Consider the following 15,978-nt stretch of genomic DNA (forward strand, 5'->3'; position numbering starts at 1 on the left):
ATGCTCAAGCATCCGGATCGAGATCGAAACCGGTCGATTTCAGCTTTCTGTTGTCGAGACGGAAAAAGCCCATCGGATAGCGCTTTCTGAACGACTTGCCAATGGCGAAATCCTTCAGGACGTCGAATAGCAAAGGCAGATGCACCCCCGGTTTCAGACCCGAGCGCCGGTAGAAGTCGCTATACGTGAGCGAGTTGGTGTCGGCAATATTGAAGGCCTCGACGCCTTTTCGATAAGCATTATCCGATGAGGTGCGCAGCAGATGCGCAATCGCGCGCGCGGCATTGCCGGTCGAAATATAGTGGCTGTTACGATAAAGCACGAAGAAGCGCTTCTTGCGACTCCAGCTTAGCGATTGTTCCAGATAACCCGACTTCTGCGCGAGAGCGATCCGGTACAGGTCGATATGCATCCGGTCGGCGTATTTCGTCAGAATGGTTTCGCCCTGCCGTTTGCTGTGCGCGTAATCGCGCATCGGCGAGGCGGCGAAGTACTGTCTTTCCAGCGGCAGATTGACATCGATCAGCGGCGTACTTTCACCTACGAGTCGCGAAGCCGGCGAGCCATACACGACCATCGAACTTGCCTGGCCAAAGTATTTCACACCGTTGCGCACGCAGGCTTGTGCGAGCCGTTCCAGCGTCACCACGTTGGTGATGTGCATGTTCGGCATGCCCGGCAGGCTCGCCGCCAGATGAACGACCGCGGTCACACCGGTGACCAGCTGGTCCAGCACGGATTCGGGCAGGTGTTCGTCGGCGAAGTCGGCGCTGACCCACTCGACACGCGCATCGCCTGGAATCTTGCGGTGAAAATGCCCGCGTACCCGATAGCCGCGCGCCAGCAAAGTCTCGACGATCTCCGTACCGAGGTTGCCGGTGGCGCCGGTCACGAGTACCAGCGGACTGTCCGCGTTCTGCGGGACGGGCTTCGGCAATGCGGCCAGACGCCTCGCCATCAGACGCGCTTTCAGGTGGTCGCCCAGACGCATGGCGAGCGCCATGATCACCATGGTCGGATTAGCATGACCGGCCGTTGGAAACACCGACGCGCCCGCCACGTAAAGCCCGGTAACGCCATGCACCTGGCAGGTTTCATCCACCACGCTGGTCGCCGGATCGGTGCCCATACGTGTGGTGCCGGCCGTGTGCGCCATGTCGTACAGCACGATCTTCGACGTGTCGCCGGCGGCGACTTCCGGCCATAGCTGAAAGCCGTCGATGCCCGCCGTACGCAGATCGTCGTCGAGCATATGCGACAGCGTCACGACATCGCGGCGCAAGCCTTCGCCCGCATTCCAGTCGACGTGCGCCAGCGGCAGTCCGAGGCGGTCGCGGCGATCCGAAAGCGTCACGCGATTTTCCGGCAGAGGCGGTTGTTCGCACATCACGTTCAGCGTGACCTGAGAAATCTTCCGGCCTTTGCCTTTCGATGCATAATCGCGCGCCACGAAGTTGGCGCTGAACAGTACCGTGACATCGGCGATCAGACGGCGCACCCGCTGCGGCAATTTCTGCGAGCCCAATACCTTGCGTCCCGCGGCGCTCACCACCAGACCGAGGCTCTTCACCACGCGGACGATATCCGCCGCGCGTTGCGTGCTCTCCCCCGACGTCAACCGCTTGAACGCCAGCAGCGGATCGTCCTGCGCGAAGTGAATGTTCGTGTAGAACGACATGTTGGGGAGCGACTTGTCTTTCTGTACTTCAGGCCGCAAGGCGAGTCCATGCGAATACATGAAGACACGATAGTTCTCCTGCAGCGCGAAAAAGCCCAGCAACGCAGCGGCGCGTCCCTGCGTTGCGGCGCTGAACGTGCCCACCGACATGCTCGGGTGATCCATCAGATAACGGCCGACCACATCGTGACGATTGCCCAGCGCCTGACCGGTCTCGTCTTTCGACATCAGCAGCAGCCGCGCATTCTCAATCGCGCCGGCAGCCAGAACGACATGCGCGGATTTGATGCGATAGCGGTGTCTTCCGGATAGCGTCGAAACGAGTTCGACGCCGGTCGTCTTGCCGCCTTCGGTTTTCACTGCGCTGACGGTCGCGTTGAGCAAGACCGTCACTCCTTCGAAATCGTCTTTCGTGAAATCTGGTCCGAAGCGCATGACGTCCGTCATATCGTGACGCGAACGCGCGAATTGCCAGAAAAACGACGACAGGTACTTCATCCGCGTGAATTCGGGCGGCTCCTTCTCTTTAGCCGCGGCCCAGAAGCGATTGTCATTAATAAGCGGACCGAGATCGAGCCGGCGTGCGGCTCGCTCGATGAAAGGCGCCAGCGTGACGGAATCGATTGGCCAACCGGAGCCCGGCATCCAGTCGCGTGCTGCGAAGTCGATCGTGTCGAACGGCGCCACCTTGCCTGCCCACGCATTCGTCGAACCGCCGAGCACGCGGCAGCGAACGCCGAATTTCTGGGTCTGCGATCCCCAGAATTTCAATTGATAAGCGTGGGCATTCTGTCGTGCGTCCTGCAAGCCGTCACCAACCGGGGCATCGGGCGTTTCTACGGTATTCAGGGCTTCGTGATCGGCCGTTTCTTCCAGTGCGCCGCTTTCCAGCAGCGCGATCTGCAGGCCCTGGCCGGACAACTCACGAACCAGCGTCAGGCCGGCTGCGCCGCCGCCCACGATCACGAGGTCGAAAGAATCGTCGCCGAAAGAGTCATGAGACGTGGAGGCTTCGAGGTCGATATATCGTGTCATTGCTCAAGCGCCTGTCTGGGATGAAATGAATGGGGCAGGGCCCACGCGGCGCGTTTGCGTCATGTTCATGACTGAGCGTGATCGGCAGCCCAAAGGCAGGCGGCCGCGCGATCGGGCTGCGTGGTATGACTGGTGCAGGTCTGAATTGATGTGCCAGGCGTCGAAGCCGGCTGACCGGTTGCCCGCGATGCGACGACAGAAAGGGAAGCAACCGCGTCGGCACGCCGGCTACGGAGCACGACTTGCGTGCACCGTTATGGTGTTGCGTGTAAGGATAGCCGCCGGAAGGTCGACGACATCATGCGCGGCACAAATTCGTGAGGTATTGGCGCGATAGACGGTGGCGGCCCAAGCCTGGCAGCCGGCGGCGCGATGCAGCAAAAGGCCGCCCCATGGGCGACGCGCGTGCTCACGCGCATTACGCTCGTTTACAACGAGCTTGCCATCGAGGACGAACTGTCGATACAGCGAAATGCGGTTGCGACGATCTGATCGACCTCGTCGTCCGCTTTCAGTTGTGTGGGCATCAACAGGCGTTTGCGAAAAAATCCGCTGAGCGCGGCGTGAATAAAATTCGCGGCCTGACGCGTGTCGAGGTGTGCGGAGAGTTGTCCGCGCGACACGGCGCATTGCAACGCCGCTTCGATTTGCGCTTCCGCGCGCAGCCCGGCCATCTGGATGCGCTCGCAGAAATGCGCCATTTCCGGTGCGCTTTCGCATTTGGTGAAGGCAATGCTATAGAGCCGCCGCGCCCGCGTGCTCTGCAAACCGTCGCGCAGGCGCCGGTGCAGATCGGCGCGCAAGCGGCTCAACGGGTCGTCGTCGCTGCTGCACGGCGCGACCGCGAACGGATCGAGCGGCAGATCGGAGCACTCGAACATCGCGTGAAAGACGGCCTCCTTGTTCTTGAAGTGACCGTACACCGCACCGCGCGTCACCCCCGCTTCTTTCGCGATGTCGTCGAGCGACGTGCGGGTTGCGCCGCGCAGAAAAAACGCACGCTCGGCAGCGTCGATAATTTTTGCGCGCGTATCGAGCGCCTGCAGCCTGGTCCTTCTCATTCTTCCGTCCGCCTTTCAACGCAACGCAGGCGCGAGACGCGCCCATGACCGCGTCGATCTGATCACCGGGGCATCTTAAGTCGGTCCTCTGTGCGCTTGATTAGCGAATCTTACTGACTCTTTGGCTTCGTAACCAACGTTGTGGCGACATCCACTATCGTCGGCGTCCTGTTGCGTCGGTGCGCGTGAATGAATCCATTCGCGCGCGCGACGGCATTGGTCCAACTTCTCTCAGGTCGCTCATGCCACAGCCTTTGAACCCGCTTTCCTACCGCCTGATCGCGGCGCTCGCCGCCGTCTCGTTCGTCGCCGCGTGCGGCGAAAAACCCGCGGCGCAAGCGCCGCAAACGCCCGAAGTCGGGATCGTGACGGTCCAGCCGACCTCGGTACCGGTGGTGGTCGAATTGCCGGGTCGCGTGAATGCTTTCCTCGTGGCGCAGATCATCGCTCGCGTGGACGGCATCGTGCTCAAGCGCGAGTTCGTGGAAGGCAGCCAGGTCACCGCCGGGCAACGTCTTTATCAGATTGATCCGGCGCCGTACATCGCGTCGTTGAACAGCGCGAAGGCCACGCTCGCGAAGGCGCAGGCGACGCTGGTTTCCGCGCATGCCGAAACGCAGCGTTACAAAGTGCTGGTCGCGGCGAATGCCGTTAGTAAACAGGATTACGACAACGCCGTGGCCGCCGAAGGCCAGGACGCCGCCGATGTCGCCGCGGGGAAAGCCGCCGTCGATACCGCGCAGATCAACCTCGGCTACACCAACGTGACCTCGCCGATCACCGGGCAGATCGGCAAGTCCTCGGTCACGCCCGGCGCCTATGTGCAGGCCAGCGCCGCCACGCTGCTCTCGACCGTGCAGCAACTCGAACCGGTCTACGTCGACCTCACGCAATCGAGTCTCGAAGGCCTGAAGCTGCGCCGCGATATCGAAGAAGGGCGTCTCTCGGCAGGCGGTCCGAACGCGGCCAAGGTCAAGCTGATCCTCGAAGACGGACGTGCTTACGACCAGGCCGGCAAGCTCGAATTCTCCGACGTCACCGTCGATCAGACGACCGGCTCCGTGACGGTGCGCGCGCTGTTCCAGAACCCGAAGCACGTGCTGCTGCCCGGCATGTTCGTGCGCGCGCAAATCGACGAAGGCATGAACGACAAGGCGATCGTCGTGCCGCAGGTCGGCGTGACGCACGACCAGAAGGGCAACCCGACGGCGCTCGTGGTGGGCGCGGACAACAAAGTCGCGTTGCGGCAACTGGTGACGTCCGGCACGCACGGTTCCGACTGGATCGTGGAAAGCGGACTGAACGCAGGCGACCGCGTGATCGTGCAAGGCACCGCGAAGGTCCAGCCGGGCACGACGGTCAAACCAGTAGAAGCGCAGATGCCGGCCACGCCCGCATCCAGCGCGCAATAATCGGGGCGCCTGATGGCAAAATTCTTTATCGACCGCCCGATCTTTGCGTGGGTGATCGCAATCATCCTGATGCTCGCGGGCACGGCTTCCATTTTCAATCTGCCGATCGCGCAATATCCGACCATTGCGCCGCCGTCGGTGCAGATTAGCGCGACGTATCCGGGCGCTTCGGCGAAGACGGTGGAGAACACCGTCACCCAGGTGATCGAGCAGCAGATGAGCGGTCTCGATCACCTGCTGTACCTGTCGTCGACCTCGGACGACTCCGGTACCGCGACGATCACGCTGACTTTCGCCGCCGGTACCAATCCCGACATCGCGCAGGTGCAGGTGCAGAACAAGCTGCAACTCGCGACGCCGCTGTTGCCCGAAGCCGTGCAGCAGCAGGGGACGAAAGTCACGAAATCGAGCGCGAGCTTCCTGATGGTGATGGCCTTCGTGTCTACCGACGGCAGCATGGACCGCTACGATCTCTCGAACTACGTCGCGTCGAATATTGAAGATCCGTTGAGTCGCGTGGACGGCGTCGGTACCGTGCAGCTGTTCGGTACGCAATTCGCCATGCGTGTGTGGCTCGATGCGAACAAGCTGAACAAGTACAGCCTCACGCCGGTCGACGTACAAACCGCATTGACCGCGCAGAACGTGCAGGTGGCGGGCGGCTCGCTGGGCGGCACGCCTTCCGTGCCGGGCCAGACGCTGCAGGCCACCATTACCGAGGCCACCTTGCTGCAGACCCCGGAGCAGTTCGGCAACGTGCTGCTGAAGGTGAATCAGGACGGCTCGACCGTGCGCATCAAGGACGTGGGCCGAGTGGATCTCGGCGGCGAAAACTATAACTTCGACACCAAGTTCAACGGCCAGCCGACGGCGGGCTTCGGCATTCAACTGGCGACCGGCGCGAACGCGTTGCAAACCGCCACGGCCGTCCGCGCCAAGCTTACCGAACTGTCGAAGAATTTCCCGCACGGCTTCAAGGTGTATTACCCGTACGACACGACGCCGTTCGTCAAGCAGTCCATCGAGGAAGTGGTCAAGACACTGCTCGAAGGCATCGTGCTGGTGTTCCTCGTGATGTACCTGTTCCTGCAGAATCTGCGCGCCACGCTGATCCCGACCATCGCCGTGCCGGTCGTGCTGCTGGGCACGTTCGCGATCATGAACGTGGCGGGTTTCTCGATCAACACGCTGTCGATGTTCGGCCTCGTGCTGGCGATCGGGCTACTGGTCGACGATGCGATCGTGGTGGTGGAGAACGTCGAGCGGGTGATGGCGGAAGAGGGGCTGTCGCCTCGCGAAGCCACCCGAAAAGCGATGGGTCAGATCACCGGCGCGCTCGTCGGGGTGGCGCTGGTGCTGTCGGCCGTGTTCGTGCCGGTGGCGTTTTCCGGCGGCTCGGTAGGCGCGATCTACCGGCAGTTCTCGCTGACGATCGTCGCGGCGATGGTGCTGTCCGTGCTGGTCGCGTTGATTCTGACGCCGGCATTGTGCGCGACGATTCTCAAGCCGATTCCGCAAGGACATCACGACGAGAAGAAGGGCTTCTTCGGCTGGTTCAACCGGACCTTCGACAAGGGCCGCGACAAATATCACGGCGGTGTGCAGCACGTGATCAAGCGCTCGGGACGCTGGCTGATCATCTACCTCGCGGTTATCGGCGTCGTCGCGTTCCTGTTCGTGAAGCTGCCGAAGTCCTTCCTGCCTGACGAAGACCAGGGCTTGATGTTCGTGATCGTGCAGACGCCGCCGGGCTCGACGCAGGAGACCACGGCCAGGACGTTGAAGAACGTGTCCGACTATCTGCTCACGCAGGAGAAAGGCATTATCGATTCGGTCTTCACGGTGAACGGTTTCAGTTTTGCCGGACGCGGCCAGAACTCCGGTCTCGTGTTCGCGCGGCTGAAGGATTACTCGCAGCGCACGAGAGCGGATCAGAAAGTGCAGGCGCTGGTGGGCCGGACCTTCGCTCACTATGGCTCGTATAAGGACGCCACGGTGATCGCGGTGAACCCCCCGTCGATTCCCGAACTCGGAACGGCATCGGGCTTCGACTTCGAACTGACGGACAACGCGGCCGTCGGCCACGAAGCGTTGATGAACGCGCGCAACCAGTTGCTCGGCATGGCCGCGAAGGACCCGGCGCTCGCGCTGGTGCGCCCGAACGGCTTGAGCGACACGCCGCAATTCCAGGTGAACATCGACCGTGAGAAGGCGCAGGCGCTCGGCGTCACGGTGTCGGACGTCAACCAGACTTTCTCGATAGCGTGGGCGTCGGCGTACATCAATAACTTCCTCGACACGGACGGCCGGATCAAGAAAGTCTACGTGCAGAGCGAGCCGCAATTCCGCATGAACCCGGAAGATCTGAGCAAGTGGTACGTGCGCGGCAGTTCGGGAACGATGGTGCCGTTCTCGGCGGTCGCCTCGACGCAGTGGATCTACGGTTCGCCGAAGCTCGAACGCTACAACGGTATTTCGGCGATCGAAATTCAGGGCGCTGCCGGTCCCGGCAAGAGTACCGGCCAGGCGATGGACGAAATGCAGAAGCTCGCGGCCAGGCTGCCCTCGGGTGTCGGTTATGCATGGACTGGTCTGTCGTTCCAGGAGCGTCAGTCGGGCTCGCAGGCGCCGGTTCTGTATGGCATCTCGATCCTCGTCGTGTTCCTGTGTCTGGCCGCGTTGTACGAGAGCTGGTCGATTCCGTTCGCCGTGATCATGGTCGTGCCGCTCGGCGTGGTGGGCGCGTTGGCCGCCGTGACGATTCGCGGTCTCGAGAACGACGTGTTCTTCCAGGTCGGCTTGTTGACCACGGTGGGACTGTCCGCGAAAAACGCGATCCTGATCGTCGAGTTCGCGCGCGAGTTGCAGATGGAGCAGGGTCTCACGCCGATGGCCGCGGCCATCGAAGCGGCTCGTTTGCGGCTGCGTCCAATCCTGATGACGTCGCTCGCCTTCATTCTCGGCGTGTTCCCGCTCGCTATCAGCAATGGTGCGGGGTCGTCCAGCCAGCACGCGATCGGTACCGGCGTGATTGGCGGGATGGTGACCGCCACGTTCCTGGCCATTTTCATGATCCCGATGTTCTACGTCGTGATCCGCTCGAAATTCTCCAGCAGCGACGCGCCGGCACATGACGACGCGCCGCAGGAAGGACATTGATATGCAGAAACATGCACTGATCGTGCTCGCGGTGGCGGCACTGGCGAGCGGTTGCACGCTGGCACCGAAGTACCAGCGGCCGGATGCGCCGGTGTCCGCGAGCTTTCCGCAGGGTGGCATCTACGCGACGCAACCCGGCGCGAGCGACCCGTCGCGTAGCGCGCAAGGCCGCGCGGCGCCGGACATTGGCTGGAGCGAGTTCTTCGCGGACCCGCGGTTGAAGCGGATCATTCAGCTCGCGCTGCATAACAACCGCGACTTGCGGGTCTCGGTGCTGCAGGTCGAGGAAGCGCGTGCGCAATACCGGATCGAACGCGCCAACCTGTTGCCGACTTTGAGCGCGACGGGCACCGGTACCCGCGCCCGCACGCCGGCGAATCTCTCGTATGTCGGCTATCCGACCGTGACGGGCGACTATCAGGTCGCCGGCAGCGCGTCGTGGGAACTGGACTTCTTCGGCAAGATTCGCAGTCTTTCGCAGCAGGCACTCGACACCTATCTCTCGACCGCGCAGGCGCGCAAGGCCGCGGAGATCGCGCTGGTGTCGAGCGTCGCGGATCAGTATCTGACGATGATCGCGTACGACGAGATGCTGAAGGTCACCAAGGGCACGCTCGATGTCGCGACCAACTCGTATAGGCTGACCAAACTGCAATTCGACACGGGCACCGGGTCGGAACTCGATCTGCGTGAAGCGGCCGGGGTGATGCAGCAGGCGCAGGCGAATTACGAAAGCGAGGAACGCTCGCGCGCGCAGGCGGAAAACGCGCTGGTGGTGCTGGTCGGTGAGCCGTTGCCCGCCGATTTGCCGGCGGGTTTGCCGCTGAACGACCAGAACCTGCTGACGGATATCCCGGCTGGCCTGCCGTCCGATCTGCTGGCGCGGCGCCCCGACATCATCGAAGCGGAAGCGACGTTGAAGGGCTACAACGCCAACATCGGCGCGGCGCGCGCGGCGTTTTTCCCGAGCATTTCGCTGACGGGCGAAGCGGGCGCGGCCAGCGTGAGTCTGGGCACGCTGTTCAAACCGGGACAGGCGGCGTGGAGTTTCGGGCCGACGATATCGGTGCCGATTTTCCAGGGCGGCGCGAATCGCGCGAATCTCGATCTCGCTCACCTGGAGAAGAACGTCGCGATCGCGCAGTACGAGAAAGCGATTCAGACGGCGTTCCGCGAGGTGTCGGATGGCCTTGCTGCACGCGGGACGTACGACCGGCAAATCGCCGATTTGCAGGCCTATACGCAGTCGCAGCAGCGGCGGTTCGATCTGTCGGACTTGCGGTACAAGAACGGCGTGGATAGTTATCTGACGGTGTTGACTGCGCAAACCGACTTGTATTCGGCGCAGCAGTCGTTGATTACGGCCTCGCTGTCGCGGCTCACCAATCTCGTGGATCTGTATCAGTACCTCGGTGGCGGGTGGATCGAACACGCAGGCGATCAACCGCGCGACGCGGATGCGCCGCTCTATGGTTCTGCTTCTAACGTGAAATAGGGTAAGGGCAGTCGTTGCTTACCCGGCAGGGCGGTGCGTGTTGTTTTTTTGCGCCGCCCTGTCAGTTCCTCCTTTCCGGCACGCGGACGTAAAAAGTTCGTTGCCGCGACCTTCCCGCCGACCACGCTGGGCATTGAAAATCCCATAAGACGTGCGGCTCCGGGCTTCCGGCGGCAACCTGTACCCCTCCAAATATCTCTGCGGTCGTCACGACACCCGCCGAATGCGCGCCGACGCCAGCAAGGGTTTGTCCGAATTTGTACGATCTAGTTAGTTTTCTAATATGCGCAGGTCGATGGCAACCCGTGACTTGTCGCCAGGAAGGGCGGGTCCGGCCCATTCATATAAAAATTGTCTGCAGGAGACGAGTATGAGAAAAGCAGGTGGCAACTTGAGCAAGGCCGTGGTCACGACGTCGATTGCGCTGGCGGCGAGTTCCGCGCTGGCGCAAAGCAGCATTACGCTTTACGGCGCCGTGGACGATGCGCTGACTTACGTGAACAACCAGAAAGGCCACTCCAACGTTTACCTGCGGCAAGGCAATCTGTACGCATCGAAGTGGGGTTTTCGAGGCGTCGAAGACCTGGGCGGCGGCACCAGCGCCGTGTTCGATGTGCAGAATGGTTTCGATCCCAATACCGGCGCGATGTCCTCATCCGGCGTGCTGTTCAACCGGCAGGCTTATGTCGGGCTGCAAAACAAAACCTACGGCACGTTGACGATGGGCCGGCAATACACGCCCTATTACATGTTCGTCGGACCGCTGACGGGTAGCGGCTGGCTGACTGGAGCAACGGGCGCGCATCCCGGCGATATCGACGGGCTCGACACGACGGTTCGTATCAACAACTCGTTCGTGTATACGTCGCCTGTCTGGTATGGCGTTCAGGCGAGTGCAATGTACGCGTTGGGCGGCATTGCGGGAAGTACCGGGAAAGGCGAGACCTACAGTGCCGCGCTCAGATACGGCGCCGGCCCGCTGAGCCTCGGCGCGGGCTATCTGCGGATGGACAATGCGCAGCAAACCACGGGTTTCGATCCGGCTTCGACAGGAAGTTTTGGGACGTCGGCACTGAACACGGGATATGTTTCGGCGAAGGCGATTCAGCATATAGCCGCGGCTGGTAACTACAACTTCGGCAATCTGATGGTGGGTGCTTCGTATAGCAACGTTCAGTACATCGCCGGGAACCAGTCCATTTTCCGTAATACGGCGGTCTTCAATACGTATGCGGCGTTGGCGACCTATCGTTTCACGACCGCATTCGACGTGGCGGGTGGATTCGCGTACACGATGGCGTCGAAGGCCAATGGTATTTCAGACTCGGCAAAGTATCAGCAGTACTCGCTGAAAGAGTCTTATCACCTGTCGAAGCGGACTACGTTGTATGCGGTGCAGGCTTATCAGCGAGCTAATGGGCAGACGCTGGGGGCGAAGGGCGCCGGGAATATCGTCGACGCGGCGCCCGCTGTGGGGGATTCGCAGAACTCGACGCCGTCGTCGACGAATAATCAGTTCGTGGGGATGGTGGGGATTGCGTTGCTGTTTTGAGGGGGCTCACCATACTGCTGGTTGAAGCCTTCGGGTGGGACGCGGAAAAACGGGTAGAAGTCACGCGCCAATGCGATGATTTCGGTCGGTCCCGCCAAGACTCCCGTTTCCCACTTCCTGTCCGCATAGATGCACCAGCTTCCGGGGAGAGGCAGGACCGCATATCGCTCGGAGTTCGCCCAAAGGCAATCCGCGGGACTGTCGCCTGGATCCGTCAGCCAGGCTTCGAAGAAATCGTCGTCGGATTGATCCGCACGATGCACGAAGCCTGGGTACTTGTGAAAGTGGAAGTTGAAATAGCTGAAGGGGTCCGGCTTCAGCACCAGACTCGCGAAATTACTGGCGCCTTCGGCGGCTAGCAATGCGCGGATGAGATCCAGGAATTTTTGCGTCGAGATATCGACCGAATCGAAATAGAGCAGGCCGCTTGATGGAGTTTGAGCCATCGTTTTTACATTGGCGGTTGCGCGCTCAGATAGCGGGAGGAAGATGGTCCTGTTGGAATCCTGCACACCGCAGAGAGTCTCTTTCACGACCATCAACCGGCAAACGCGGTCGGCCTCGCTTCGTGCTGGATTTATCGCCGTCATGCGAAAGAAGGGTTCGGCGCAACGATGGACCCGGGCCAACAACCGAAGGTCGACTTCCGCTTCGATAGCATGGCCGATCTGGTGAAGGCGCATCAAGCGGCGCTGCTACGAAAATAGCGAACGTTTAAAGCAATTATTGCGGCGTAGGTTTCGCAGAACCAGCTTGCCCATCGGTCTGCTTCAGGCAGTCCGAGGTAATCGCCATGCTGGCCTGATCCGGCGTCAGTTTCGGCGCACCGGGCTGGTAGATCCTGTCGATAATCGCATCGACGGCCTGCCGGTCCGCCTGGTTCCCGTAATATTTGTCCGCCTGAGCCAGCGCCTGAGCTTTGGTCTTCTTGTGCGCGCGCCAGCCGGTGACCTGCCCGGCGATATCGCCGAGTGCGAAGCATTGTTTGCTGACGGTCTGTGCGACGGCGTCGAGAGCGGGTTGCGCAAGGCACACCGTGAGCATGGCGGATACGACGACGCGTTTCATGACCTGAATCCTGTGACGGGAGGCTGCGAGGCAGCGGGTGAAGAACCGCGTATTTTATCGGGAAGCGGCGCGCGGTGCTTCGGCGCGCTCCCTGCGACAAGCCGCCACGCCGAAAACCGTCGATAATCGACACCTCGAACGCGTACAAAACAGGAGTTCCGATCATGCTGGACGACAGCGTTTTATCGGCGATACAAAAGAGCGTGTTGTGCTGGCTGGCGACCGTGGATAGCGACGGTTGCCCCAACGTCTCACCGAAGGAGATCTTCTGCGTGCACGACCGCGCCACGCTTCTGATCGCCAATATCGCGTCACCCGGCAGCGCGCGCAACGTCGCGACCCATCACGCGGTATGCGCCAGTTTTCTCGATGTGTTCGTGCAGAAGGGCGTCAAACTGAAAGGCCGCGCACGACTGCTCGATAAAACCCACGATCGTTTCGATGTATTCGCCAAACCGCTAGCCGATCTCGCAGGCCCGCGGTTTCCCTTCGCGTCGCTATTTGCCATCGATGTGACAGCCGTCGAGCCGATCGTCGCGCCCAGCTACCGGCTTTATCCCGATACCGTGGAAGCCCGGCAGATCGAATCGGCCATGCGCGCTTATGGCGTACGTCCCGCTGAATCCTGAAACGATCGACTGTCGCCCCGCCGGCGCATCACGCTGCCGAAGTAAAAGCCCCTTCGTCGAGCGCCGGCAAAACCCGCGGCTTGCGTTGCGCGTCCGTGGCGACGAAGGTCAGCACGGCCTCCGTCACCTTGACGACGTCCGCCGCCATGCCCATGCGTTGAGCGAACACTTCAACGTTGACGGTAATCGAGGTACGTCCCTCGCGGACGATATTGGCGTAAAAGCTCAGCAAATCGCCGATAAACACCGGCTGCCGGAAGGTGAACGAATTCACCGCAATAGTCACGACGCGGCCATTCGCACGCCGGCTGGCGGGAATCGATCCGGCGATATCGACATGCGACATGATCCAGCCGCCGAAAACATCGCCATGTACGTTGGCGCTCGACGGTTGGGGAACGACGCGCAGAACGGGCATGGCATCGACGGGCAGGCTCTCGGGATTCGAAACGGTGGACATAGGCAGTCTGGTTGTTCGTTGTGCCGCGGCCGTTGTTAAGCGGGTGCGGCTATAAAAATTGAAGTACTAAACGCGCGTCAGCCAGTGTACGTAACGGTCCGACTTACCTGTGACAGCATCGAAAAACGTCTGCTGCAACGCTGCGGTAATCGGCCCGCGTTCGCCTGCGCCAATAACACGGTCGTCCAGTTCGCGAATCGGCGTGACCTCCGCCGCCGTGCCGGTAAAGAAAGCTTCGTCCGCGCAGTACATTTCATCTCGGGTAATCCGCTTCTCGACGACCTCGATACCTTGATCTTTCGCGATCTGCATAACCGACGCACGCGTAATGCCGTCGAGGCAGGAAGCAAGATCCGGCGTGTACAGCACACCGTTGCGCACGATAAACACATTTTCGCCGGCACCTTCGGAAACATAACCTTCGGTGTCGAGCAGCAAGGCTTCGTCGTAACCGTTTCGCGTCACTTCGCGATTCGCGAGAATCGAGTTGATGTAATAGCCGCTCGCCTTGGCTCGCACCAGCGACACGTTGACATGATGACGCGACAGTGACGACGTCTTCACGCGAATGCCGCGAGTCAGTCCTTCTTCGCCCAGATAACTCCCCCACGGCCACGCGGCAATACCCACGTGCACGGTGTTGCCGCGGGCGCCCAGGCCCATCTGTTCACTGCCGAGCCAGACCAGTGGACGCAGGTAGCAGGCGCTCAGCTTGTTGCGACGCACGACTTCCAGTTGCGCATCGCGAATCGTGTCGACGCTGAACGGTACGGCCATTTCGAAGATCTTCGCTGAATTGAACAGCCTTTTCGTATGCTCGTCGAGACGGAAAATCGCGGTCCCCGCAGCGGTCTCGTAGGCTCTCACGCCTTCGAATACGGCCATCCCGTAGTGCAGCGAATGAGTCAGAAAGTGGAGTTGCGCGTCGCGCCATTCGATCAGTTCACCATCGAGCCAGATGACGCCGTCACGGTCGTGCATTGTCGTGTTCATATCGCTTTCGCAGAGGGGTTGGAAGAGTGAAACGGCTGGATCGGGGGCGAGTATAGGAAGCGGAATTTGCATCGTAAAATCACGAATAGCGAAACCTGCTATGCGAAAAACACATGCAGTGCGCCTCGAATCAGGTGCGCATTGCCGTGTAACCCACGTCGGTCAAAGCGCGAGGCTGGCGAGGCTCTATAATCCCGGTCGATGCATCGATTCATCACCAGTCGACCGACCACTCATTTTTCGCCGTCACCATCGCCCGTCTTCGCCATGCCCAAAGAGAAAAGCAGCCAGTCCGTTCCGTCCGCGTTGCGCAGTCGCAAGGCCCCGCAGGGTTCGCCTACCGTGCAGGATGTCGCGCGACTGGCGAAGGTGTCGGTCGGTTCGGTGTCGCGCGTGTTGAATGGCCGCGAGAACGTGGCGCCAGCCATTCAGGAGGCCGTGCGGGCGGCCGTCGCGGAGTTGAATTTCGTGCCGAACGTGGTGGCGCGAAGCATGCGCAAAGGCAGTTCGAGCGCGATCGGCTGCCTGATTTCGGACATTACGCAGCACACCGCTGCGCAGATGGTCAGCGCCGCCGAAGAACGGTTGCGCGCGCGGGGTTTCGAGATTCTGATCGCCAACTCGCACTACGATCTCGAACGCGAACGTGCGATTCTGTCGAGTCTCAAGCAACGGCGCATCGACGGGTTTATCGGCGCGATTTCGGACGACGAGACGCCCGCCTATTTCAACTTCCTGCACACGCTGAACATGCCGGTCGTGCTGTGGGAGCGCGATGCGCAGGGCGAATTCAATTCCGTGCTGACTGACCACGCGGATGGCTGCCGTCAGGCGGTGCGCTATCTGGCTTCTCTCGGGCATCGCGCCATCGCGCTGGTGGCCGGTCACGAAAACACCTGGGTCGGCCGCGAGATGGTGCGCGGCTACCAGGCCGCCTGCGAAGCGGCGGGTATCCCGCTCGATCCCGCGCTCGTGCTGCGTACCAGCGCCTTCAGCAAGGACGTCTGCCGCGCGTTGCTGACCGGACCCGGCCGGCCGTCGGCCATCATCGCAACGCTGAACGACGTCGCGATCGTGCTCGAGGTCGTGCGTGAAACCGGGTTGTCGATTCCGGCGGATCTCTCGGTGTTGTCCATCGGCGAGCACGAGTATTCCAGTATCGCGTCGCCGGCCTTGACGGTCGTCACGCAAAGTCCGCGCGACGTGGGCCGCGAAGCCGCGGACATGATGCTGCAGCTCATCGACGGTTCCGCGCCGTCCGGGATCCGTCGCTCGAAGCATCCGATGCGGATGACCGTCCGCGAGTCGTGTGGTGCGCCCGCCAGCACGAGCACGGCACGACGCAAGAAGCGCTGACTCGCACCCAATCTCATCGTCCAGGGTTTGCCCCGAGAACATCTTGCTTGACAGCGGATTTTTCGCCGCCGACATTGCGT

The 15,978-nt window shown here is 61.3% G+C and carries 11 protein-coding genes and 1 pseudogene; 7 read left to right on the plus strand and 5 right to left on the minus strand.

All coding sequences use genetic code 11. The annotated features are described in order from the left end of the window. Window positions 1–4 precede the first annotated feature (4 nt). A complete protein-coding gene (locus FQ746_RS28930; protein WP_144113218.1) occupies window positions 5–2,713 on the minus strand; it encodes a GMC oxidoreductase in 2,709 nt (902 codons plus the stop codon). 428 nt (window positions 2,714–3,141) lie between these two features. Next, window positions 3,142–3,774, minus strand: coding sequence for a TetR family transcriptional regulator (locus tag FQ746_RS28935; protein ID WP_144113219.1), 633 nt, complete (start codon window positions 3,772–3,774; stop codon window positions 3,142–3,144). Window positions 3,775–4,016: 242 nt separating this feature from the next. On the opposite strand from FQ746_RS28935, the gene FQ746_RS28940 reads away from it, so the two are divergent. The 5 genes and pseudogenes from FQ746_RS28940 to FQ746_RS35370 all read left to right on the plus strand — a co-directional run. Next, window positions 4,017–5,186, plus strand: a complete 1,170-nt coding sequence (locus FQ746_RS28940) for an efflux RND transporter periplasmic adaptor subunit (protein WP_144113220.1) — start codon at window positions 4,017–4,019, stop codon at window positions 5,184–5,186. Between the two features lie 12 nt (window positions 5,187–5,198). After that, window positions 5,199–8,345, plus strand: coding sequence for an efflux RND transporter permease subunit (locus FQ746_RS28945; protein ID WP_144113221.1), 3,147 nt, complete (start codon window positions 5,199–5,201; stop codon window positions 8,343–8,345). 1 nt (window position 8,346) lies between these two features. Further along, the gene (locus FQ746_RS28950) at window positions 8,347–9,840 is read left to right on the plus strand and encodes an efflux transporter outer membrane subunit (RefSeq protein ID WP_144113222.1); all 1,494 of its coding nucleotides are present in this window, start codon (window positions 8,347–8,349) and stop codon (window positions 9,838–9,840) included. 370 nt (window positions 9,841–10,210) lie between these two features. After that, window positions 10,211–11,392, plus strand: a complete 1,182-nt coding sequence (locus tag FQ746_RS28955) for a porin (RefSeq protein WP_144113223.1) — start codon at window positions 10,211–10,213, stop codon at window positions 11,390–11,392. Window positions 11,393–11,895: 503 nt separating this feature from the next. Further along, window positions 11,896–12,099 (plus strand): annotated as a pseudogene (locus tag FQ746_RS35370) (haloacid dehalogenase); the annotation flags it as partial. A 16-nt stretch (window positions 12,100–12,115) separates the two neighbouring features. Here the strand turns inward: FQ746_RS35370 and FQ746_RS28970 are convergent. After that, complete coding sequence (locus FQ746_RS28970; RefSeq protein ID WP_144113224.1) at window positions 12,116–12,460, minus strand: hypothetical protein; 345 nt, start codon at window positions 12,458–12,460, stop codon at window positions 12,116–12,118. Window positions 12,461–12,624: 164 nt separating this feature from the next. Here FQ746_RS28970 and FQ746_RS28975 point away from each other — a divergent pair, with 164 nt between their 5' ends. Next, window positions 12,625–13,089, plus strand: a complete 465-nt coding sequence (locus tag FQ746_RS28975; RefSeq protein ID WP_144113225.1) for a pyridoxamine 5'-phosphate oxidase family protein — start codon at window positions 12,625–12,627, stop codon at window positions 13,087–13,089. Between the two features lie 28 nt (window positions 13,090–13,117). On the opposite strand, the gene FQ746_RS28980 is transcribed toward FQ746_RS28975, so the two are convergent. Together FQ746_RS28980 and FQ746_RS28985 are read right to left on the minus strand one after the other, a co-directional pair. After that, window positions 13,118–13,549 (minus strand): acyl-CoA thioesterase, encoded by a 432-nt coding sequence (locus tag FQ746_RS28980; RefSeq protein WP_186310867.1) that lies wholly within the window; start codon window positions 13,547–13,549, stop codon window positions 13,118–13,120. Window positions 13,550–13,615: 66 nt separating this feature from the next. Beyond that, a complete protein-coding gene (locus FQ746_RS28985) occupies window positions 13,616–14,542 on the minus strand; it encodes a branched-chain amino acid transaminase (protein ID WP_144113226.1) in 927 nt (308 codons plus the stop codon). A gap of 267 nt (window positions 14,543–14,809) precedes the next feature. On the opposite strand from FQ746_RS28985, the gene FQ746_RS28990 reads away from it, so the two are divergent. Further along, window positions 14,810–15,898 (plus strand): LacI family DNA-binding transcriptional regulator, encoded by a 1,089-nt coding sequence (locus FQ746_RS28990; RefSeq protein ID WP_144113227.1) that lies wholly within the window; start codon window positions 14,810–14,812, stop codon window positions 15,896–15,898. The last annotated feature ends 80 nt before the right edge of the window (window positions 15,899–15,978 follow it).

The sequence above is a fragment of the Paraburkholderia sp. BCC1886 genome (genome assembly GCF_900996245.1).
Classification (GTDB): domain Bacteria; phylum Pseudomonadota; class Gammaproteobacteria; order Burkholderiales; family Burkholderiaceae; genus Paraburkholderia.